Source organism: Methylobacterium sp. D54C (assembly GCF_053345595.1).
Map to the genome: position 1 here is coordinate 337,457 of NZ_JBKFAK010000004.1, position 18,973 is coordinate 356,429.

Sequence of the window (18,973 nt, forward strand, 5' to 3'; positions counted from 1 at the left end):
CCCGATCACCCCGAGACGGGGGCGATAGCCGGGCGCATGCGCGCGAGGGGCGGGTACCCTCTCCCGTACGGAGGGGACCGCCGCGCGCTTGCGCTCGCGCGCATCGGGGCGCGATATGACCAAGCACGACGGCGAGGCGGGACGATCGCGGGATGGCGGATTTCCGCAGCTTGGAGGTGTTCTACTGGGTCGCGAAACTCTCGAGCTTTCGCCGCGCCAGTGAGAAGGTGAACACCACGCAGCCGGCGGTCTCCCAGCGCATCGCGGCCCTGGAGCACGAGTACGGGACGCTGTTCGAGCGCCGCAGCCGGGACGTCGCGCTGACGGAGCGGGGACGCCTGCTCCTCGGATTCGCGGAGCGGTTCCTGGCGCTCCAGTCCGAGATGAGCGCGGCCCTGCACGAGACCGGCCGGACGCGGGGCACCCTGCGGCTCGGCGTGTCCGAGACCATCGTCCACCTCTGGCTGTCGCGCTTCATCGAGCGCATGCGCGCCACCCATCCCGGCATCGGCGTCGACATCACGGTCGACATCTCGCCGAACATGCAGGCCGCCCTCGTCGCCGACGAGATCGACCTCGCCCTCCTCGTCGGCCCGATCACCCTGCCGAGCTTCGCCAACCGGCCCCTGTTCAGCACCCCCGTGGCCTGGATCGCCGCGCCCGGCCTGCTGCCGGGCGACGAGCCCCTGAGCCTCGGCGCGCTGCTGCACCACCCGCTCATCACCTACCCGCGCAACACCAGCCCCTACGTCGAGCTGCGCGACCTCGTCCTCCAGGAGAACCTCCTGCCGAGCCAGATCCACACGAGCGCCTCCCTGGCCACCATCGTGAAGATGGGCGTCGAGGGCCTCGGGATCTGCGTGATCCCCCCGGCCGTGGTCGAGGCCGAACTGCGTGCCGGCACCCTGCGCGTCCTGCCGGCCGAGCCGCAGCTCTCGGACCTGACCTTCACGGCGATGCACACCAAGCGGCCGGCCCACCACTTCGTGGCGGACGCGGCCCGCCTCGCCCAGGACGTCGCCGAGACCTGGGCCGCCGAGACCTGGGCCGCCGAGACCTGGGCCGCCGGCCGATAAGTCCGGTTTATCGCGCCCCATTCGCAATCACGATTGGCGTGCCCCGCGGCGCGATGGGATCGTTGCCGCAGGAAATGAATCGCTGAAGCGATCGGGATCTCGCGGAATACGGACGGCCGACGCGGCCGCTCCGGCGCGCGACGACCAGCCAGGGAGATCAACGCGGTGAGCCAGCACGCGGGCGCCGACGGCGCGCCACCTGTCTTCGCCGACGCGGCGGACGCGCGGCGCGCGATCCGCGCGGGTCGGTTCCGGGGCCACACCTCGGGTCTCGTCCCAGCCCACGCGCAGGGCAACCTGATGATCCTGCCGCGGGCCATGGCGGAGGATTTCCACCGCTTCTGCCAGCAGAACCCGAAGCCCTGCCCGATCCTCGGCGTCTCGCAGCCCGGCGACCGCGCACTGCCGACGCTGGGGACCGATCTCGATCTCGCCACCGACGTCCCCGGCTACCGCGTCTACGAGGGCGGCGCGCTCGTGGCCGAGCTGCCCGACCTGACCGGCGTGTGGCGGGACGACCTCGTCACCTTCGTCCTCGGCTGCTCCTTCTCGTTCGAGGCCGGCCTGATCGAGGCGGGCATCCCGCTCCGGCACGTCGCCCTCGGCCGCAACGTCGCGATGTACCGGACCTCCATCGCCACCCAACCGTCGGGCCCGTTCCACGGCCCGCTCGTCGTCTCCATGCGGCCGATGAAGGCGGCGGACGCCATCAAGGCCGTGCAGGTGACGGCCCGGATGCCGGCGGTCCACGGGGCGCCGATCCATCTCGGCGACCCGGGCCTGATCGGCATCCGCGACCTCGCGCGGCCGGATTTCGGCGACCCCGTGCCGATCGAGCCGGACGAGATCCCGGTCTTCTGGGCCTGCGGGGTCACCCCCCAGGCGGTGGCGATGGCGGCGCGGCTGCCGCTCTGCATCACCCACGCGCCCGGTCACATGCTGATCACCGACCTCCTCAACCGCGACCTGCCGTTCCTGTGACCCTCCCGGCCGCGCGGCGGCCCGTCCGCAAAGGAGTTGCGCCATGTGGGTGAAAGACACGAGTCCGGCGGAGCGCCGGGTCCTGGGCGCGGCCTTCGCGGGCTACGGCGTCGATGCGTTCGACTACATGATCTACACGTTCCTGATCCCGACCCTCGTCGTGGTCTGGGGCCTGACCAAGGTCGAGGCCGGCAATATCGCGACCGCCGCGCTGGTGACCTCGGCGATCGGCGGCTGGGCGGCCGGGATCCTGGCCGACCGCTACGGCCGGGTCGTCGTCCTGCAGGGCACTGTCGCCTGGTTCACCCTGTTCACGGTGCTCAGCGGCTTCACCCATTCCTACGAGCAGCTGCTCGTGACCCGCGCACTGCAGGGCTTCGGCTTCGGCGGCGAGTGGTCGGTGGGGTCGGTGCTGATCGCCGAGACGATCCAGGCCCGCTACCGCGGCAAGGCGGTGGGGCTCGTCCAGTCGAGCTGGGCGGTCGGCTGGGCCTGCGCGGCGATCGCCTTCTGGGCCGTGTTCGCCCTGGCGGAGCCGGCGGTGGCGTGGCGGATCCTGTTCTGGCTCGGCGCCCTGCCCTCGGTGCTGATCTTCTGGATCCGCCGCAACATCGAGGACCCCGAGGTCTACCGGCAGACCCGCGCCGCCATGCGGGACGTCGGCGACACCGGCAGCTTCCTCGACATCTTCTCCCGGCCGCTGATCGGCCGGACCGTGCTGGCGAGCCTGCTGGCGACCGGCATGCAGGGCGGCTACTACGCGGTGACGACGTGGCTCCCGACCTACCTGAAGACCGAGCGCAACCTCTCGGTCCTGAACACCAGCGGCTACCTGCTGATGCTGATCTTCGGGTCGTTCGTCGGGTACCTGACCAGCGCCTGGCTCTCCGACCGGATCGGGCGCCGCCTGGGCTTCGTCCTGTTCGGCTTCTGCGCGGGTATCCTCGTCCTGGCCTACACACTGATCCCGATCACCGACCCGGTGATGCTGGTGCTGGGCTTCCCCCTCGGCTTCTTCCTCTCCGGCGTCTTCTCCGGGATGGGCGCCTTCCTCAGCGAGCTGTTCCCGAGCCGGATCCGCGGCTCCGCGCAGGGCTTCTGCTACAATTTCGGCCGCGCCACGGGTGCGATCTGCCCCGCCGTGGTCGGCCACCTCAGCGGCTCGCTGACACTCGGCATCGCCATCGGCGTCGTGGCGGCGGGCGCCTATTGCCTCGTGATCGTCGCGGCGCTTCTCTTGCCGGAGACGGCGGGCCGCGCGCTCGATTCTCGCAGCGCGGATCCGGCCGAGCCGGAACCCGTTGCGGCCCTATGAGACCCGATCGGCACGCGGAGCGGCGGCGATGACCAGCGTGGACCTGAATTCCGACCTCGGCGAGGGCTACGGCGCCTACGCCTGCGGCGACGACGCGGCGATCCTCGGGATCGTCACCTCGGCCAACGTCGCCTGCGGCCTCCACGCCGGCGACCCCGAGATCATGGCCCGGACCTTCGCACTGGCGAAGGAGCGCGGCGTGGCGGTCGGCGCCCATCCGGGCTTCCCGGACCTCTGGGGCTTCGGGCGGCGGCGGATGCCCTACAGCCCCGCCGAGATCGAGCGGCTCGTCGCCTACCAGATCGGCGCCGCGCAGGCGCTCGCCGCGTATGCCGGCCACCGCATCACCTACGTGAAGGCGCACGGGGCGCTGGCCAACGTCGCCGCCGAGGAGCGGCCGGTGGCCGACGCCATCGCCCGCGCGGTCCGCGCGGTGGACCGGGAGCTCGCGCTGCTCGCCATCGCGCTGACCGCCCAGGTGCCGGCGGGCGAGGCCTGCGGCCTCGAGGTTCACCAGGAGATCTTCGCCGATCGCGGTTACACGCCGAGCGGCCTCTTGATCCCCCGCAGCCAGCCCGGCGCGATGATCACCGATGCCGGCGAGGCGGCCGACCGCGTCCTGCGCATGGTCGAGGCGGGCGCGATCCTCACGGCCGACGGTCAAACGCTGCCGACGCCGATCCGCTCGATCTGCGTCCACGGCGATTCGGACCACGCCGTCGCCACGGCGCGGGCGGTGCGGACCCGGCTGGAGGGCGCGGGCGTCACGCTGGCGCCGTTCCGGCCGTGAGCGCGGCGCTGGACGAGCCCCGCCTCCTCGACGCCGGCGAGGCGGCCCTCGTGGTCGAGTTCGGCAGCACCGTCGATCCGGCGATCAGCGACCGGGTCCTGGCCCTCGACGACGCCCTCGGGGCGGACCCGCCGGAGGGGCTGCGCGAGCGCGTGCCGACCTACCGCTCCCTGATGCTGCACTACGACCCGCTGGTGCTCGACCGCGAGACGCTCGCCGAGCGGGTCCGGGCGCTGGTGGCCGGCGCGACCGCGCGCGCGGCGAGCCCGATACTCTGGACCCTGCCCTGCTGCTACGACGCCCCCCACGGTGAGGACGTCGCGCAGGTCGCCGAGCGGAGCGGCCTGAGCCCGGAGACTGTGGTGTCGACCCACGCGGCCACGACGTTCCGGGTCTACATGTACGGCTTCGCGCCGGGCTTCGCCTATCTCGGCGGCCTGCCGCAGCCCCTGGCGGTGCCCCGGCGGGCGAGCCCGCGGCCGCCGCACCCGCGCAACGCCATCATGATCGGCGGCGGCCTCGCCGCGGTGGCGACCGTGCCGATGCCGACCGGCTGGTACGTGATCGGCGCGACGCCGTCCCGCCTCTACGCGCCGGAGCGCGACCCGAGCTTCTTCGTCGGCGCCGGCGACCTGATCCGCTTCGAGCCCGTCGATGCCGCGACCTTCGACGCCCTGACGGCGCGCGAGGCGGCCGGCGAGCCGGTGGCCCGCCGCGGGGAGGCGCGCTGATGCCCGCCCTCGTCATCGACTCCGCCGGGCCCGGCATCACCCTGCAGGACGGGGGCCGGCACGGCTACCTGCGCTACGGCATCACGGCCGCGGGCCCGATGGACCCGCTGATGCACGCCGCCGCCAACCGGGCGGCGTCGAACCCCCTCGACGCCACCGCCATCGAGATCTCCACCGGCGGCGTCACCGTCTCGGCGGAGGATGGCGCCGTCGGGATCGCCCTGCTGGCGCCGGGCTTCCGCATCGCGCTGGACGGCGTGCCCCTGCCCGACACGGTCGCGCTCGCCCTGGAGCCCGGCCAGACCCTCGTCGTGCGGGCCGGCGATGCCGGCGCCTGGGGCTACCTCGCGGTCGCCGGGCGGCTCGACGTGGCGCCGGTCCTGGGATCGGCGGCGACCCATACCCGCTCGGGGCTCGGCGGCCTCGACGGGCGCGGCCTCGCCGCGGGCGACCGCCTCCCCGTCGCCGAGGGCCGGACGGCGGACGGAGCGCCGCAGCGGCTCGTCGCGCCCTGGCTCGCCCGGGACGGCCGGGAGATCCGGGTCGTGCTGGGCCCGCAGGACGACTACTTCGCGCCCGACCAGATCGCGGCGTTCCTGGCCGGTCCCTGGACGGTCTCGCCGCGGGGCGACCGGATGGCCTGCTTCGTCGACGGCACGCCGCTGAGGCACGCCAAGGGGCACGACATCGTCTCGGACGGCGTCGCCATGGGGGCGATCCAGGTCCCCGGCAACGGCCTGCCGATCATCCTGATGGCCGACCGGCAATCCACCGGCGGCTACCCGAAGATCGCCACGGTCATCGGGCCGGATCTCGGGCGGCTGGCGCAGGTCCGGGGCGGGGCGAGCCTGTCGTTCCGGCGCGTCTCGGTGGCGGAGGCGGTCGCGGCGCGCCGCGCCGAGCGCGATCTCCTGCGCGAGGCGGTCCCGCGCGAGCCGGTCATCCGCACGGATTTCGCGTCGGACTTCCTGCTCGGCCTCAATCTCGTCGGCGGCGTCACGGACGGCCGCGCCTGAGCGCGGAGCGGCTGCGCAGGGGCGAGCGAGCGTCTAGAGTGGCGGGACCGGTCGAGTCCCCGGCCCGAACCCCGACACAGGAAAGCCCGCACGCATGGCGCACGCCGTTACCGCCCCGGGAACCCCGCCCGCCCGCAGCAACGAGCCCCTGAACGCCGACAGCGTGCGCCGCGCCCGGGTCGACCTCGCCGCCTGCCTGCGCTGGGCCGCGCGCAACGGTCTGGAAGAGGGCATCTGCAACCACTTCTCGGCGGTGCTGCCGGAGCGGCCCGACCTGTTCCTGGTCAATCCCTACGGCCTCGCCTTCGCGGAGGTCACCGCGTCGAGCCTTCTCCTCTGCGACTTCCACGGCAACGTCCTCGAGGGCGACGGCCAGCCCGAGGCCACCGCCTTCCACATCCACGCCGAGCTGCACCGGCTGAAGCCCCGCGCCCGGGCCGCGTTCCACACCCACATGCCCTATTCCACGGCCCTGGCCATGCTGGAGGGCGAGCCCCTGGTGTGGGCGGGCCAGACGGCGCTGCGCTTCTACGGCCGGATCGCGGTGGACGAGGATTACAACGGTCTCGCGCTCGATTCGTCCGAGGGCCGGCGGATCGCCGAGAGCGCCGGCGAGGCGGACGTCGTGTTCCTGAAGAACCACGGCGTGATGGTGCTGGGCGAGACGATCGCGGAGGCCTGGGACGACCTCTACTACCTGGAGCGCGCCGCACAGGCGCAGGTCCTGGCCATGAGCACGGGGCAGGCGCTCAAGGCCGTGCCCGAGGCGATCGTACAGCGCGTGGCGGCCCAGGAGGCGGCCGGGCGCGCCGAGAGCGCCCGCCTCCATCTGGAGAGCGTCAAGCGGGTTCTGGCCCGGGACGAGCCCGCCTTCCTGGCGTGAGCGCCCGTCAGGGCGCGGCCCGGACCCGGTCCAGCAGCGCGGCGTCGGCGTAACCGTCCGGCGGCAGGCCGACCGACCCCTGGAAGGCGCGCAGCGCCGCCCGCGTCTTCGGGCCGATCTTGCCGTCGACCCCGCCGGTGGCGAAGCCGCGCTCCGTCAGGCGGGTCTGCAGGTCGCGCCGCTCGTCGCCGGTGAGGGGCCGGTCGCCCCGCGGCCAGTCGTGCACCAGGCCCGGGTCGCCGCGCAGGCGGTCCGACAGGAGCGCGACGGTCAGCGCGTAGGACAGGGCCGTGTTGTAGCGGAGGATCACCGCGAAGTTCGGCTGCAGCAGGAAGGCGGGGCCGCGGATCCCGGCGGGCAGGATCAGGGTCGCCTCGGCCGTGTCCGGCAGGGCGCGGTCGCGGGCGGGCCTCACGCCGAGCGCCCGCCACGCCGCGACGGTGCGGACCGTCGTCTCGTCGGCGAGCGCCGCGTCGAAGGTCTCGGGCAGCACCGCCTCGCTGCCCCATCCCGCGCCGTGCTTCCAGCCGTGGCTGCGAAGATAGTTCGCCGTCGACGCGAGGGCGTCCGGCACCGAGGTCCAGATGTCGCGCCGGCCGTCGCCGTCGAAATCGACCGCCTCGCGCTGGTAGACGCTGGGCATGAACTGCGTGTGCCCCATGGCGCCGGCCCAGGACCCGGTCAGCCCCGCCGGCATCCGGTCCAGGGGCGCCTGGTTCCAGGCCAGGATCTGGAGCGCCGCCGCCAGCTCGTCGCGCCAGTAGGTCGCCCGGGCGGGATCGCTGCAGCCGAGCGTCGCGAGCGAGCGGACGACCGGCTTCACCACCGCCGGGTTGTCGAGCACGGCGCCGTAGCTCGATTCGACCCCCCAGAACGCCACCAGGACGTGGCGGTCGACCCCGTACTTGGCCTCGATGGCGGCGAGCGTGTCGGCGTGCTCGGTGAGCTTGCGCAGACCGGCCTCGACGCGGGCCGGCGTGACGCTGGCCTCGATGTAGTCCCAGATCGGACGGACGAACTCGCCCTGGCTCTGGGTCGCGGCGATCACGTCCGGGTCGGGGTTGAGCGCGGCGAGCTGCGCCTCGGCGAGGCCCTGCGGCACGGCGCGGGCCGTGACCCAGGCGATCAGGTCGGCCCGGCAGGCCTCGAAAGCCTGCGGCGCGGCCGGCGGCGACGGGTCCGACCCCGCGGCGAGCGCCGGCATGGCCGTGCCGATGACGAGCGCGGCGCCGGTCGTCAGGGCCGCGCGCGCGGCGCCGCTCCGGGTCGCGGGCCGCTTCGGCGCAGCGCGATCGTCCATGGGCATGTCCGGTGATCCTGACGGGCGCGGCGTAGCATACCGCGCCGGCAGCGACACCTTCGAGACGCGGTCCGTCGCGGCCCCGGGGCTCGCCGCGGCCGGGCGGCGCTCCAAGTCGCGTCACATCAGCCCGGCGGACCGGAGACCGACCCGTGATGCATCCCGCTTCCCTGACGGCGATCGGCGCGGCCGTCCTAGCCGCCGGACCGGCCAGCGCCCTGGAGGTCACCCGCAGCCGCGACATCCCGGCCCCGCCCGCCGCGGTCTGGGCGCTGGTCGGCGATTTCTGCGCGATCCAGCACTGGCACCCGCAGGTCCAGCGCTGCATCCTGTCGGGCGAGGACGAGGATGACGGCATCCGCGCGCAGATCCGCGGCCTCGTGGTGAAGGGCGGCAAGGGCACGATCGCCGAGGTCGAGACCGCGCGCGACGAGACCGGCATGAGCTACAGCTACAGCTTCATCCAGGGGCCCCTGCCGGTGCGCGCCTACAACGCGACGCTGGCGGTCCGTCGCGACGGCGCGGGCTCCACGGTGATCTGGAGCGCGACCTTCGACGCCGAGGGCATGAGCGACGCCGACGCCGTCGCCGACATCACGGGCGTGTTCGACGCCGGGCTTGCCGGAATCGCCCGCGAGGCGGCCAGATAGCCTCCCGCCGAATCGGCCCGCCGCGCGAAAAATCGCCCGCCGGGCGCCGCGAGGCCTCGCCGCGGGGCCGTCGCGGACCGATGTGAGCGCCGTCGGCGCGACCGAGCGCCCGGCTCGATTCCCAGAGGCAGCCTCAGGAGGCCGAGACCCGCATGCGCCGTCACCGCCACGCCAAGATCGTCGCCACCGTCGGTCCCGCCAGTTCCGCCCCGGACCAGCTCCGCGCCCTGTTCCTCGCCGGCGTCGACACGTTCCGGCTCAATTTCAGCCACGGCGTCCAGGCGGATCACGCCAAGGTCCACGCGGCCATCCGCGCCCTCGAGAAGGAGGTCGGCCGGCCGATCGGCATCCTGCAGGATCTCCAGGGGCCGAAGATCCGCATCGGCACGCTCCAGGGCGGCCGGCTCGATCTCCAGGCCGGCGAGACGGTGCGCTTCGTCCTCGACGGCGCGGACGGCGACAAGCAGGCGATCCCGCTGCACCACCCGGAGATCTTCGACGCCGTCGTGCCGGGCCAGGAGCTCCTCATCGACGACGGGCGGGTTCGGGTGCGGGTCACCGGGCCCGAGCGGACCTCCATCACCGCCGAGGTCGTCACCGGCGGGCCGATCTCGAACCGCAAGGGCGTGAACCTGCCGGGCACGCTGCTGGACCTGTCGCCGCTGACCGAGAAGGACCGGGCGGACCTCGCCTTCGGGCTCGACCTCGGCGTCGACTGGGTCGCCCTGTCGTTCGTCCAGAAGCCGTCCGACGTCATCGAGGCGCGGGGGATCATCGGCGACCGCGCCGGCATCATGTCGAAGATCGAGAAGCCGCAGGCGCTGGAGCGGATCGACGACATCATCCGGCTCTCCGACGCCGTGATGGTCGCCCGCGGCGATCTCGGCGTCGAGATCCCGCACGAGGACGTGCCGGGGCGGCAGAAGGAGCTGATCCGGGCCTGCCGGCTCGCCGTGAAGCCCGTCGTGGTGGCGACCCAGATGCTCGACTCGATGGTCAATGCCCCGGCGCCCACCCGGGCGGAGGCGTCGGACGTCGCCACCGCCATCTACGACGGCGCCGACGCCGTGATGCTCTCGGCGGAATCCGCGACCGGCCGCTACCCGGTCGAAGCGGTGGCGATGATGGACCGGATCATCCGGAGCGTGGAGGGCCACAAGCTCTACCATTCGATCGTCGCGGCCTCGGAGCCGGGCGAGGAGGAGACGCCGCCCCACGCCGTGGCGACCGCCACTGCCGACCTCGCCGAGGCGGTGCGCGCCGCGGCCATCGTCGCCTACACGGCGAGCGGGACGACGGCCGCCCGGGTCGCGCGCAAGCGGCCCGCGGCCTCGATCCTGGCCCTGACCCCCAACGTCGCGACCTCGCGGCGGCTGAGCCTGCTCTGGGGGGCGCACAGCGTCCTGACGGAGGACGTCGACAGCTACGAGGAGATGACCTCGAAGGCCTGCCACCACGCCCGGGACGAAGGCTTCGCGCGGCCGAACGACGTCATCGTGGTCACCGCCGGCATCCCGTTCCACACGGCGGGCAACACCAACAACATCCGCCTGATGCAGGTCTGAGGCGCCCGATCGGGCGCCGGGCTGGAACGCGGCCCGCGCCTGACCCGTTGTTGGGGAAGCTGCGCCATTTGGGCGCGATACCGGAGGGCCGACCCATGAACCTGATCGGACGCATCGTCACAAAGATCCTCGGCAACGAGAACCGCCCCGTCGACCGGGACGACCGGAACGCCAGCACGGCGACGCCGCTCGGCCGCCTCGTGACGAAGATCCTGGGCAAGTAGCGGCCCCGTCCGCCGCGCGCCCGGACGGGGCGCGCGGCAGCACCGTCCGGCGATCAGTTCGCCACGGCGCTGGCGGTCTCCCTGAGCACCGGCGCGGCGGGGATCGAGTGCTGCCAGAAGGTGCCGGTCCGGCCCTTCTCGTAACCGGCCTCGTACAGGGCCCGCATGTAGGCGGTGTCGAAGCCCTTCGCGGCGGACGCCTTGGGGCCGTTCTCGTCGATGTAGGTGAGATTGAAGCCGATGCCGTTGGTGCGGGCCAGCGCGTAGGTCGCCGTCAGCGTCGCGCGGGAGCGGGCGCGGCTCGCGGTGGTGAAGGAGCGCTCGACGATCGAGAGCGTGTTGTCCTTCGTCACCTCGAATTCCGGCTCCAGGCGGCCGTTGATCACCACGTAGATCTCGGCCTTGCCGCCGGTGCGGATCCGCCCGTCGCGCAGCAGCAGGGTCTGCGGCAGGGTGAAGACGGGGGTCACCACCGAGCCGTCGACATGCATCTCCTGGAAGCGCGCGTCGCCGGCCGAGACGTCGATGAACTGGGGCGGGAACACCGCCGGGATGCTGGCCGAGGCCGCCAGCACGTCGCGGAACAGCTGGCGGGCGTTGGGCACCCCGCTCGCCGCGATGGCGCCCATGTTCCAGATCACCGCGCGCTGGGAATCGAGGTTCGTCGTGACGACCAGCAGGCGCCGGCCCTTCGCGTGCTCCTCGGCCACGGCCTTGAGGAGGTCGTCCGTGACGTAGCGGTCGATGAGGTTGCGCAGGCGCCCGTCGCCGAACAGGCCCGAGCCGAACAGCACGTTGGCCAGGTTCGGCGAGGCCACCAGCTCGCTGGCGACGCCGCTCGTGTAGAACTCGGTCAGGTAGGGGTCGTAGGCCGAACCCAGGAAGGCGAAGGGCGCGATCAGCGCGCCCGTCGAGACGCCGGAGACCAGGGTGAATTCGGGCCGCTTGCCGGACGCCGTCCAGCCGTTGAGCACGCCCGCCCCGTAGGCGCCGTCGCCGCCGCCGCCCGACAGGGCCAGGTAGGTGAAGCCCTTGAGGCGCCGCTCCGGATTGGCGGCGAGCGCCGCGATCGTGTCCACCGACGCGTCCGCGAAGACGCGCGCGCCGGGGATGCCCGGCACGGTGGCGAAGGCCGCCTGCTCGGCACTGTAGGGGGTCCGCGGAACGCTGCCGCAGGCCGCGACCTGACCCGCCAGCCCGAACGCCACCGCCATGCGCAGGCTGACCTGACGAACACCCATCGTCACTTCCTCGAACCGCGAAACGCGCCCACTCTGCCACACGGAACGAGCTTGGCCGTATCGCCTGTTCCGTCTTAGCCGGCTTCGGAGGAACGATAAGGCCGCGCTGTTGCGGTGGGGTCACGATCCCACGCGATCGGGGCGCAAGCGTGGCCGCTGCGGCCGGCGGCCCGGACGGTGCGGCGCCGTACCGGACACCGGCGGGACCGCGCCGGGGCCGCGCAGGATCGCGCCGGACCCGGCCGACCCGGGCCGGCCCGGGTCATTGCCGGTGGACAGGCGTCGCGGCGGCCCGTGCCCGGCGACCGCCCGCCCTTGCAACGTTCGCGAGCGCCGCGCTAGGGTTCCCCCGTGGCCTGGCGAGACAGGGTGTCGCACGCGATGCGGCAGCCGGTGCGCGGGGGCGCGGTCTGCGCGGCGACACGGTCGGCCGGGATAACGGCTCCTGTCGGCCTGGAAGACGCGGACTGGCCTTCGGGAACGCGGCCGAGCCGCAGGGGGCGGAGGGGATGATGGAAGCGGGTCTCGGCTGGACGGACGATCGCGTGGCGCTGCTGCGCCGCCTGTGGGAAGACGGGCAGAGCGCCAGCAAGATCGCGGCGCAACTCGGCGGCGTCACCCGCAACGCGGTGATCGGCAAGGTCCACCGCCTGGGTCTGGCCGGTCGCGCCCGCGGCGGCGAGGAAGCCGCCACCGCCGTCCCGCCGTCGAAGACGGTCGAGATCGAGACCGCTATCGCGGTGGTCGAGACGCAGGCGCCCGAGCCGGTCGCGATCCTGGCCCACCGTCCGGCCCCGGACTTCCCGGCGCCCGCGCCGGCCGCGGCGCCCGCGCCCGTGGCCCTCGCGGTGTCGGAGCGCGTCACCATCATGGACCTCCGGGAATCCATGTGCCGCTGGCCCCTCGGCGACCCGACGACGCCGGAATTCCGCTTCTGCGGCGCCCGCTCCATCACCGGCTTGCCGTACTGCACCCACCACGCCGAGATCGCCTACCAGCCCGCCGCCGAGCGGAAGCGCGATCGCCGCGTCGCCTCGTTCCGCTGAGCCGCCGCGCCGTCAGCGCAGCGTGACGCCGGCTTCGCGGAGGACGCGGGCGGTCCCGGGATTGACCTGGTCCGCCGGGACCAGGCCGACGAGGTTCCTCGGCTGCGCTTCGGTGAGCTCCGTCCGCGCCAGCGCCCGGACGATCCGGTAGGCCGTCTCCTCGTCGAGGCCGGGCCGCGCGATCACGAAGCTCCAGGACCCTACCGTCGCGATCGGCTCCGCCTGCCCGGCGAAGCTGCCGGCCGGAACCGTGAGGCGCCGTGTCGCTGCGCCGACCTGCGCGAGGCGCGCGATGGCCGCCTCGGACGGTCCGAAGAAGCGGGCCCCGCCCGGATCCGCGGCCAGGGCGTGGAAGCCCGGCCAATCGAGGCCGCCGCCCCAGAGCGCGTCGGCGCGGCCCTCCCGCACCAGGCCCGGGCCGTCGCCGGCCCGGTCGAGGAGGATCGGGCTGATGTCGCGCTCGGGATCGAGGCCCGAGGCGCCGAGGACGCTGCGGCCCATGACGGTCAGCCCGGACTTGTGCGTGCCGAGCACGACCCTGCGCCCGCGCAGGTCCGCCACCGAGCGGATCGCGCTGGTCGCCGGCACCACGAACAGGCCCGGCGTCGGGTACATCGGCGCCAGGACGGTCAGGCCGCCGCCCTCGGCGAGGGCCGGGTAGGCGTACTCGCCCTGCACGAGGCCGAGATCGACGCGGCCGGCGCGGAGGAGGCCGACATTCTCGGACGACCCGCCGGTGGCGCGCCGCTCGACGGTCAGGGCCGGGTCCGCGGCCGCGACCGCGCCGGCGAAGGCCTCCCCGAAGGCCGGGAAGCCGCCGCCCGGCGTCGCGGTGGCGAGCACGACGCGGAGCGCCTCGGCGGCCCGCGCCGGCCGCGCCAGGACCAGCCCGAGGCCCGCCAGCAGAGCGGCCCGACGAGTCGGCCGAAGGGGGAGGCCCCGTCCGCCCGTCGGGCAGGATGGTCGGGCAGCGCCGGCCGCGGCCGGACGGGCTGGAGAATAGAATTCCATCAGGAACGGGCCGCTCAATAAAGGTCTTCCACCCCGCCGCGAAAGTTCGCCCAATTCCGGAAAGAACTTTCGGCAACGGCACTTAGCCCGATTGCTCCGGCCGCGGCAACGCGATATCGCAGCCTCCCGTCCGGGCCGGTCAAGCCTCCCCACGCGAGGGCGATCCCTTGGCGGGGCCTCTCCCGGATACGACATCTGTCCGATCCGTCACCACGAGCAGGAGTTCCGCGATGGCCGATACCCTCAACGCACCGGCGAAGGTCGGCCACGGCCGTGTCTACGGCTCGATCACCGAGACGATCGGCAACACCCCTCTGGTGCGCCTGAACCGGCTGCCCAAGGAGCACGGCGTCGACGCCGAGATCCTGCTGAAGCTCGAGTTCTTCAACCCGATCGCCAGCGTGAAGGACCGCATCGGCGTCAACATGATCGACGCCCTGGAGGCCTCCGGGAAGCTCCAGCCCGGCGGCACGCTGGTCGAGCCGACCTCGGGCAACACCGGCATCGCCCTCGCCTTCACGGCGGCGGCCCGCGGCTACCGGCTCATCCTGGTGATGCCCGAGACGATGTCGCTGGAGCGGCGCAAGATGCTCGCCTTCCTGGGTGCGGAGCTGGCGCTCACGCCGGGCGCGCAGGGCATGAAGGGCGCGATCGCCAAGGCCGAGGAGCTCCTGAAGGAGATCCCGGGCTCGGTCATGCCGCAGCAATTCTCCAACCCGGCCAACCCGGAGATCCACCGGAAGACCACCGCCGAGGAGATCTGGAGCGACACGGGCGGCCAGCTCGACGCGTTCGTGGCCGGCGTCGGCACCGGTGGCACCGTGACGGGCGTCGGCGAGGTGCTGAAGCCGCGCCTGCCGAACCTGAAGGTCTTCGCGGTGGAGCCGGAGGACAGCCCGGTGATCTCCGGCGGCCAGCCCGGCCCGCACAAGATCCAGGGCATCGGCGCCGGGTTCATCCCCGACAACCTGCACACCAACATCCTCGACGGCGTCCTGAAGGTCACCAACCAGGCGGCGTTCGAGACCTCCCGGGCGCTCGCCCGGCTGGAGGGCATCCCCGGCGGCATCTCCACCGGCGGCAACGTCGCCGCCGCGCTGGAGCTGGCCAAGCGCCCCGAGTTCCAGGGCAAGCGGATCGTGACGGTCGCCTGCTCGTTCGCCGAGCGCTACATCTCCTCGGCGCTGTTCGACGGGATCGGCTGAACCGGCCATCGGAGCGGCCTTCGGGCCGCTCCCCTACGGAGCGCTGATCGAATCGCACCGGCGCGGATCGCGGCGATGTGGATCCGCGCGCGCTTCCGGTCCGCCGGGGACGGACACGATCGTCGCGACCCACGAAATTTTTCATTTGATCACAGTCATAAAATCATTTTTCTTTGATCAGTATCTGTCTCTCTCAGAACTTATTCGCAGCACAATACTGAGTTTTGGGCGAAAATTTCGGATCAACACTGCGATCTGCCGTGCCTGGACGCCGGAAAAACTCTCCGCTAACGCCGGCCGACGAACGGACAGTGACGATCTCATGCGCGGCCTCCTGCTTCTCGTGTTCGGCCTCTGGGCTCAAGCGGCGATGGCCCAGGGCTTCGCGGTCCACGACCTGACCGGCCTGGCCGAAGCCGCCCGATCGGCGCTCGGACCGGCGGCCACGGCGCGGGCGGAGGCCGGGCAGCTCGGCCTGCACTGCGCCGCCTGCGCGGGCGCCCCGACGATCGCGTTGCGGCTCGGCCGACTGACGGACGGGACCGAGGCCCGGGTCCGCTCAGGCAGGACGACCCTCGCGGCGCTCGAGGCGCTCTGCGTGCGGCGCAATCCGGATTGCCGGCTCTCGGCCCTGCCCGCCGGCCCGGCGATCGGCTGGTTGAGCGTGTACGCGCTGGACGGCGGCGCGGGTGCCACCGCGGTCATCCTCCGGGACGGCGATCTGCTGACGATCGAGGCGCGGGCATCGGATCGCGGGGCCGCGGAGGATGCGGCGCGGCGCCTCATGCAGGCCGTCCTGCCCCGGATCGTCGGGCCGGAGACCTGAACCGACCGCCTCCGGTCGCCCAGTTCGCGCAACCCTCCCCGGCCGCCTCCGTTGTCTCCCGAAGAGGCAGAGAGGCGAGCCATGACAGACCAGACCGGACGACCCGCGCGGGAGGGTGCCGAGGCCGCGGTGGCCAACGAGACCGAGACGCCGCGCGAGAAGCTCGGCCAGATGGAGGACAAGGCGCGGTCCGACACGGATCTCGGCGAGGCGATCGACCGCGCCACCGCCGCCGTCGGCCAGGACGACGGGAAGCGCTGATGGTCAGGCCGACGAGCGAATCCGGCACGGTCACCCGCAAGCCCGACGACAAGGTCGGTTCGCGCGGGAGCCCGCCCGCCGGGGGCGGCCATCAGACGGCCGATCAGGCGGCGATCACCGACATGGGCTCCGGCGAGGCGCCGCGGACCGAACCGAAGGCGGAATGGGGCGCGGCCGGAGAGCCCGGGCGCGCGCCGCCGGCGGTCGGCGGCTCCTCGGGCGGCCACTCGGACCAGAAGGCCTCGCGGGGTCCGGCCGCCGACACGAAGGTCGCGGGCGGGCACTACCGGGCGGAGCGGGAGAATCGGGAATGACCGAGCGTCGCGAGACCGGCGCGCAGCCGGACAAGCCGAAGAACGTCGCCCCCGACGCGGTCAAGGACCCGAATGAGAAGACGGAGGGCAAGCCCGGCCAGGGGACGCCCGCCGGCGGAACGCAGAACGACGAGACCGATCCCGGAGGCAGCTGACGCGACCGGGATGCCGCCGCGGCGGCATCCCCCGCGCGGCGGCGCGCGGCTCAGGAGAGACGGAAGGGGATCGGCCCGGAAGCCAGCGGGACGTCGCCGGGACGGCAGCCGGTCTCGACGCAGGCGTAGCGGATCGCGTCCTGGCGGCTGCGGAAGATGCCTCCGGCACGCCCACCGGTCTCGACGGCGACCCAGTGACCCTCGCCGTCCTGGCCGACGAGGTATGAGGGCGGCGCGGCGGCGGCCTGCGCGAGCGACGGAAGCGGGTTCAGCGCGACGGGCATCGGTGTCACGGGGTTCACGCGGGCCTCTCGAGTCCGCCCCATCGAAGTATTGCCCCCGGCATAAGGGTTCGATGGGTCCGAGAGCGGCCAGGACTAAGGGCCACATCAGCAACCGGGCCTGAGCGCCCGGTTGCCGGTCGTTCACGATCGGTGACGGTCGCGCGCCTCAGGCGGCGTTCTCCTTCGACCGCTCGGCCCGCTTGCGGTCGTTCGGGTCGAGGATGGCCTTGCGCAGGCGGATCGACTTCGGCGTCACCTCGACGAGCTCGTCGTCCTGGATCCAGGCCAGCGAGCGCTCCAGGGTCATCCGGATCGGCGGGGTGAGGCGCACGGCCTCGTCCTTCGAGGTGGTGCGGATGTTGGTGAGCTTCTTGCCCTTGAGCACGTTCACCTCGAGGTCGTTCTCGCGGTTGTGCTCGCCGACGATCATGCCCTGGTACACCTTCCAGCCCGGCTCGATCATCATCGGGCCGCGGTCCTCCAGGTTCCACATGGCGTAGGCCACGGCCTCACCCTGGTCGTTGGAGATCAGCACGCCGTTGCGCCGGCCCGGCATCTCGCCCTTGTAGGGCTCGTACGCCTTGAACAGCCGGTTCATGATCGCGGTGCCGCGGGTGTCGGTGAGCAGCTCGCCCTGGTAGCCGATCAGGCCGCGGGTCGGGGCGTGGAACACGAGGCGCAGGCGGTTGCCGCCGGAGGGCCGCATCTCCAGCATCTCGGCCTTCCGCTCGGACATCTTCTGGACGACGACGCCGGAATGCTCCTCGTCGACGTCGATCACGACCTCCTCGATCGGCTCCAGCAGGCCGCCGGCCTCGTCGCGCTCGTACACGACCCGCGGCCGCGACACGGCGATCTCGAAGCCCTCGCGGCGCATGGTCTCGATCAGGATCGAGAGCTGCAGCTCGCCGCGGCCCGAGACGTAGAAGCTGTCCTTGTCGGCCGCCTCCTCGATCTTGAGCGTGACGTTGCCCTCGGCCTCCTTGAACAGGCGGTCGCGGATCATGCGGCTCGTGACCTTGTCGCCCTCGGTGCCGGCGAGCGGGCTGTCGTTGACGATGAACGACATCGTCACGGTCGGCGGATCGATCGGCTGCGCCTGGATCGGGGTCTCGACCTGCGGGTCGCAGAAGGTGTCGGCGACGGTGCCCTTGATCAGACCGGCGATCGACACGATGTCGCCCGCCTCGCCGATGTCGATCGGCGCGCGCTCCAGGCCGCGGAAGGCGAGGATCTTCGACACGCGGCCGGTCTCGACGACCTTGCCGTGACGGTCGAGCACCTTGATCTGCTGGTTCGGCTTTACCGAGCCCGCGGCGATCCGGCCGGTGATGATGCGGCCGAGGAACGGGTTGGCCTCGAGCAGGGTGCCGAGCATCCGGAACGGCCCCTCCTCGGTCCGGGCCGGCGGCACGTGCTTGAGCACGAGGTCGAACAGCGGCTCGAGGCCGACCGACGGGTCCGCGTCCGGGCTGTCGGCCATCCAGCCGTTGCGGCCCGACCCGTAGAGGATCGGAAAGTCGAGCTGCTCGTCGGTGGCGTCGAGGGCGGCGAACAGGTCGAACACCTCGTTCACGACCTCGTTGATCCGCGCGTCCGGACGGTCGACCTTGTTGATCGCCACGATCGGGCGCAGGCCGATCTTGAGCGCCTTGCCGACCACGAACTTGGTCTGGGGCATCGGCCCCTCGGCGGCGTCCACCAGCACGATCACGCCGTCGACCATCGACAGGATGCGCTCGACCTCACCGCCGAAATCGGCGTGGCCGGGGGTGTCGACGATGTTGACGCGGGTGTCCTTCCAGACGACCGAGGTTGCCTTGGCGAGGATCGTGATGCCACGCTCCTTCTCGAGGTCGTTGGAGTCCATCGCCCGCTCCTCGACCCGCTGATTCTCGCGGAAGGTGCCGGACTGGGCCAGCAGCTTGTCGACGAGGGTCGTCTTGCCGTGGTCGACGTGAGCGATGATGGCGATGTTGCGCAGTTTCATGGCGGCCCGAAACGGGTTGTGCCGGCTCCCTGGCGGCCGCGCGGCGCGGCCGTCCGCGCCGGTTCAGGTACGGAGTCGTGGTGGTTGCGTCGCAATATAAGGACGCGCG

The 18,973-nt window shown here is 72.6% G+C and carries 21 protein-coding genes; 16 read left to right on the top strand and 5 right to left on the bottom strand.

All coding sequences use genetic code 11. The annotated features are described in order from the left end of the window. Positions 1-152 precede the first annotated feature (152 nt). The 7 genes from ACLBYB_RS12855 to ACLBYB_RS12885 all read left to right on the top strand — a co-directional run bounded on the left by ACLBYB_RS12855 (position 153) and on the right by ACLBYB_RS12885 (position 6,792). On the top strand, positions 153-1,076 hold the full coding sequence (locus ACLBYB_RS12855; RefSeq protein WP_447699006.1) for a LysR family transcriptional regulator: 924 nt from the start codon (positions 153-155) through the stop codon (positions 1,074-1,076). A 165-nt stretch (positions 1,077-1,241) separates the two neighbouring features. Then, positions 1,242-2,057: a putative hydro-lyase gene (locus tag ACLBYB_RS12860; RefSeq protein ID WP_132368385.1), complete on the top strand. Its 816-nt coding sequence runs from the start codon at positions 1,242-1,244 to the stop codon at positions 2,055-2,057. Between the two features lie 43 nt (positions 2,058-2,100). Then, a complete protein-coding gene (locus ACLBYB_RS12865; RefSeq protein ID WP_056533220.1) occupies positions 2,101-3,372 on the top strand; it encodes an MFS transporter in 1,272 nt (423 codons plus the stop codon). 28 nt (positions 3,373-3,400) lie between these two features. Continuing rightward, positions 3,401-4,162: a 5-oxoprolinase subunit PxpA gene (locus tag ACLBYB_RS12870; protein ID WP_100251877.1), complete on the top strand. Its 762-nt coding sequence runs from the start codon at positions 3,401-3,403 to the stop codon at positions 4,160-4,162. Then, on the top strand, positions 4,159-4,893 hold the full coding sequence (locus ACLBYB_RS12875) for a 5-oxoprolinase subunit B family protein (RefSeq protein WP_103985238.1): 735 nt from the start codon (positions 4,159-4,161) through the stop codon (positions 4,891-4,893). The genes ACLBYB_RS12870 and ACLBYB_RS12875 overlap by 4 nt, the downstream gene beginning before the upstream one ends. Continuing rightward, entirely contained in the window at positions 4,893-5,909 is a 1,017-nt protein-coding gene (locus ACLBYB_RS12880) for a 5-oxoprolinase subunit C family protein (protein ID WP_447699007.1), read from the top strand. The genes ACLBYB_RS12875 and ACLBYB_RS12880 overlap by 1 nt, the downstream gene beginning before the upstream one ends. A gap of 94 nt (positions 5,910-6,003) precedes the next feature. Further along, positions 6,004-6,792: an aldolase gene (locus tag ACLBYB_RS12885; protein WP_447699008.1), complete on the top strand. Its 789-nt coding sequence runs from the start codon at positions 6,004-6,006 to the stop codon at positions 6,790-6,792. 7 nt (positions 6,793-6,799) lie between these two features. Here the strand turns inward: ACLBYB_RS12885 and ACLBYB_RS12890 are convergent, their stop codons facing one another. Beyond that, the gene (locus tag ACLBYB_RS12890; protein WP_447699009.1) at positions 6,800-8,092 is read right to left on the bottom strand and encodes a lytic murein transglycosylase; all 1,293 of its coding nucleotides are present in this window, start codon (positions 8,090-8,092) and stop codon (positions 6,800-6,802) included. A 155-nt stretch (positions 8,093-8,247) separates the two neighbouring features. Between ACLBYB_RS12890 and ACLBYB_RS12895 the strand changes: the two genes are divergently transcribed. The 3 genes from ACLBYB_RS12895 (at position 8,248) to ACLBYB_RS12905 (ending at position 10,531) form a co-directional block, all read left to right on the top strand. Further along, positions 8,248-8,742 carry an SRPBCC family protein gene (locus ACLBYB_RS12895; protein ID WP_100251872.1) on the top strand — a complete coding sequence of 165 codons (495 nt, stop codon included), beginning with the start codon at positions 8,248-8,250 and terminating at the stop codon, positions 8,740-8,742. A 152-nt stretch (positions 8,743-8,894) separates the two neighbouring features. Further along, the gene (gene pyk, locus ACLBYB_RS12900; RefSeq protein WP_447699010.1) at positions 8,895-10,307 is read left to right on the top strand and encodes a pyruvate kinase; all 1,413 of its coding nucleotides are present in this window, start codon (positions 8,895-8,897) and stop codon (positions 10,305-10,307) included. Between the two features lie 95 nt (positions 10,308-10,402). Further along, entirely contained in the window at positions 10,403-10,531 is a 129-nt protein-coding gene (locus tag ACLBYB_RS12905; RefSeq protein WP_012320301.1) for a hypothetical protein, read from the top strand. Positions 10,532-10,584: 53 nt separating this feature from the next. Here ACLBYB_RS12905 and ACLBYB_RS12910 read toward each other — a convergent pair whose 3' ends face one another. Then, the gene (locus ACLBYB_RS12910; protein ID WP_447699011.1) at positions 10,585-11,772 is read right to left on the bottom strand and encodes a patatin-like phospholipase family protein; all 1,188 of its coding nucleotides are present in this window, start codon (positions 11,770-11,772) and stop codon (positions 10,585-10,587) included. Positions 11,773-12,281: 509 nt separating this feature from the next. On the opposite strand from ACLBYB_RS12910, the gene ACLBYB_RS12915 reads away from it, so the two are divergent. Further along, on the top strand, positions 12,282-12,818 hold the full coding sequence (locus tag ACLBYB_RS12915) for a GcrA family cell cycle regulator (RefSeq protein WP_026604914.1): 537 nt from the start codon (positions 12,282-12,284) through the stop codon (positions 12,816-12,818). Positions 12,819-12,830: 12 nt separating this feature from the next. Here ACLBYB_RS12915 and ACLBYB_RS12920 read toward each other — a convergent pair whose 3' ends face one another. After that, positions 12,831-13,829, bottom strand: coding sequence for a TAXI family TRAP transporter solute-binding subunit (locus ACLBYB_RS12920; RefSeq protein ID WP_447699061.1), 999 nt, complete (start codon positions 13,827-13,829; stop codon positions 12,831-12,833). Between the two features lie 230 nt (positions 13,830-14,059). Here ACLBYB_RS12920 and cysK point away from each other — a divergent pair, with 230 nt between their 5' ends. The 5 genes from cysK to ACLBYB_RS12945 all read left to right on the top strand — a co-directional run bounded on the left by cysK (position 14,060) and on the right by ACLBYB_RS12945 (position 16,590). Then, positions 14,060-15,034 carry a cysteine synthase A gene (cysK, locus tag ACLBYB_RS12925; RefSeq protein ID WP_070999936.1) on the top strand — a complete coding sequence of 325 codons (975 nt, stop codon included), beginning with the start codon at positions 14,060-14,062 and terminating at the stop codon, positions 15,032-15,034. A 322-nt stretch (positions 15,035-15,356) separates the two neighbouring features. Continuing rightward, positions 15,357-15,860, top strand: coding sequence for a hypothetical protein (locus ACLBYB_RS12930; RefSeq protein ID WP_091680527.1), 504 nt, complete (start codon positions 15,357-15,359; stop codon positions 15,858-15,860). An 81-nt stretch (positions 15,861-15,941) separates the two neighbouring features. After that, positions 15,942-16,121 carry a hypothetical protein gene (locus tag ACLBYB_RS12935; protein WP_331297759.1) on the top strand — a complete coding sequence of 60 codons (180 nt, stop codon included), beginning with the start codon at positions 15,942-15,944 and terminating at the stop codon, positions 16,119-16,121. Continuing rightward, on the top strand, positions 16,121-16,435 hold the full coding sequence (locus ACLBYB_RS12940) for a hypothetical protein (RefSeq protein WP_447699012.1): 315 nt from the start codon (positions 16,121-16,123) through the stop codon (positions 16,433-16,435). The genes ACLBYB_RS12935 and ACLBYB_RS12940 overlap by 1 nt, the downstream gene beginning before the upstream one ends. Beyond that, positions 16,432-16,590, top strand: a complete 159-nt coding sequence (locus ACLBYB_RS12945; protein ID WP_020093053.1) for a hypothetical protein — start codon at positions 16,432-16,434, stop codon at positions 16,588-16,590. The genes ACLBYB_RS12940 and ACLBYB_RS12945 overlap by 4 nt, the downstream gene beginning before the upstream one ends. A 50-nt stretch (positions 16,591-16,640) precedes the next feature. Here ACLBYB_RS12945 and ACLBYB_RS12950 read toward each other — a convergent pair whose 3' ends face one another. Both ACLBYB_RS12950 and typA read right to left on the bottom strand, forming a co-directional pair. Next, complete coding sequence (locus tag ACLBYB_RS12950) at positions 16,641-16,892, bottom strand: RAG2 PHD domain containing protein (RefSeq protein WP_419544807.1); 252 nt, start codon at positions 16,890-16,892, stop codon at positions 16,641-16,643. Between the two features lie 148 nt (positions 16,893-17,040). Next, positions 17,041-18,864 (bottom strand): translational GTPase TypA, encoded by a 1,824-nt coding sequence (typA, locus tag ACLBYB_RS12955; protein WP_020093051.1) that lies wholly within the window; start codon positions 18,862-18,864, stop codon positions 17,041-17,043. Between the last annotated feature and the right edge of the window lie 109 nt (positions 18,865-18,973).

What these genes read in the sequence shown, in the direction of transcription:
- ACLBYB_RS12855 (WP_447699006.1), top strand. Translation starts at nt 153, where the DNA reads ATGGCGGATTTCCGCAGCTTGGAGGTGTTCTACTGGGTCGCGAAACTC.
- ACLBYB_RS12865 (WP_056533220.1), top strand. Translation starts at nt 2,101, where the DNA reads ATGTGGGTGAAAGACACGAGTCCGGCGGAGCGCCGGGTCCTGGGCGCG.
- ACLBYB_RS12870 (WP_100251877.1), top strand. Translation starts at nt 3,401, where the DNA reads ATGACCAGCGTGGACCTGAATTCCGACCTCGGCGAGGGCTACGGCGCC.
- ACLBYB_RS12880 (WP_447699007.1), top strand. Translation starts at nt 4,893, where the DNA reads ATGCCCGCCCTCGTCATCGACTCCGCCGGGCCCGGCATCACCCTGCAG.
- ACLBYB_RS12885 (WP_447699008.1), top strand. Translation starts at nt 6,004, where the DNA reads ATGGCGCACGCCGTTACCGCCCCGGGAACCCCGCCCGCCCGCAGCAAC.
- ACLBYB_RS12890 (WP_447699009.1), bottom strand. Translation starts at nt 8,092, where the DNA reads ATGGACGATCGCGCTGCGCCGAAGCGGCCCGCGACCCGGAGCGGCGCC.
- ACLBYB_RS12895 (WP_100251872.1), top strand. Translation starts at nt 8,248, where the DNA reads ATGCATCCCGCTTCCCTGACGGCGATCGGCGCGGCCGTCCTAGCCGCC.
- pyk (WP_447699010.1), top strand. Translation starts at nt 8,895, where the DNA reads ATGCGCCGTCACCGCCACGCCAAGATCGTCGCCACCGTCGGTCCCGCC.
- ACLBYB_RS12905 (WP_012320301.1), top strand. Translation starts at nt 10,403, where the DNA reads ATGAACCTGATCGGACGCATCGTCACAAAGATCCTCGGCAACGAGAAC.
- ACLBYB_RS12910 (WP_447699011.1), bottom strand. Translation starts at nt 11,772, where the DNA reads ATGGGTGTTCGTCAGGTCAGCCTGCGCATGGCGGTGGCGTTCGGGCTG.
- ACLBYB_RS12915 (WP_026604914.1), top strand. Translation starts at nt 12,282, where the DNA reads ATGATGGAAGCGGGTCTCGGCTGGACGGACGATCGCGTGGCGCTGCTG.
- ACLBYB_RS12920 (WP_447699061.1), bottom strand. Translation starts at nt 13,829, where the DNA reads ATGGAATTCTATTCTCCAGCCCGTCCGGCCGCGGCCGGCGCTGCCCGA.
- cysK (WP_070999936.1), top strand. Translation starts at nt 14,060, where the DNA reads ATGGCCGATACCCTCAACGCACCGGCGAAGGTCGGCCACGGCCGTGTC.
- ACLBYB_RS12930 (WP_091680527.1), top strand. Translation starts at nt 15,357, where the DNA reads ATGCGCGGCCTCCTGCTTCTCGTGTTCGGCCTCTGGGCTCAAGCGGCG.
- ACLBYB_RS12935 (WP_331297759.1), top strand. Translation starts at nt 15,942, where the DNA reads ATGACAGACCAGACCGGACGACCCGCGCGGGAGGGTGCCGAGGCCGCG.
- ACLBYB_RS12940 (WP_447699012.1), top strand. Translation starts at nt 16,121, where the DNA reads ATGGTCAGGCCGACGAGCGAATCCGGCACGGTCACCCGCAAGCCCGAC.
- ACLBYB_RS12945 (WP_020093053.1), top strand. Translation starts at nt 16,432, where the DNA reads ATGACCGAGCGTCGCGAGACCGGCGCGCAGCCGGACAAGCCGAAGAAC.
- typA (WP_020093051.1), bottom strand. Translation starts at nt 18,864, where the DNA reads ATGAAACTGCGCAACATCGCCATCATCGCTCACGTCGACCACGGCAAG.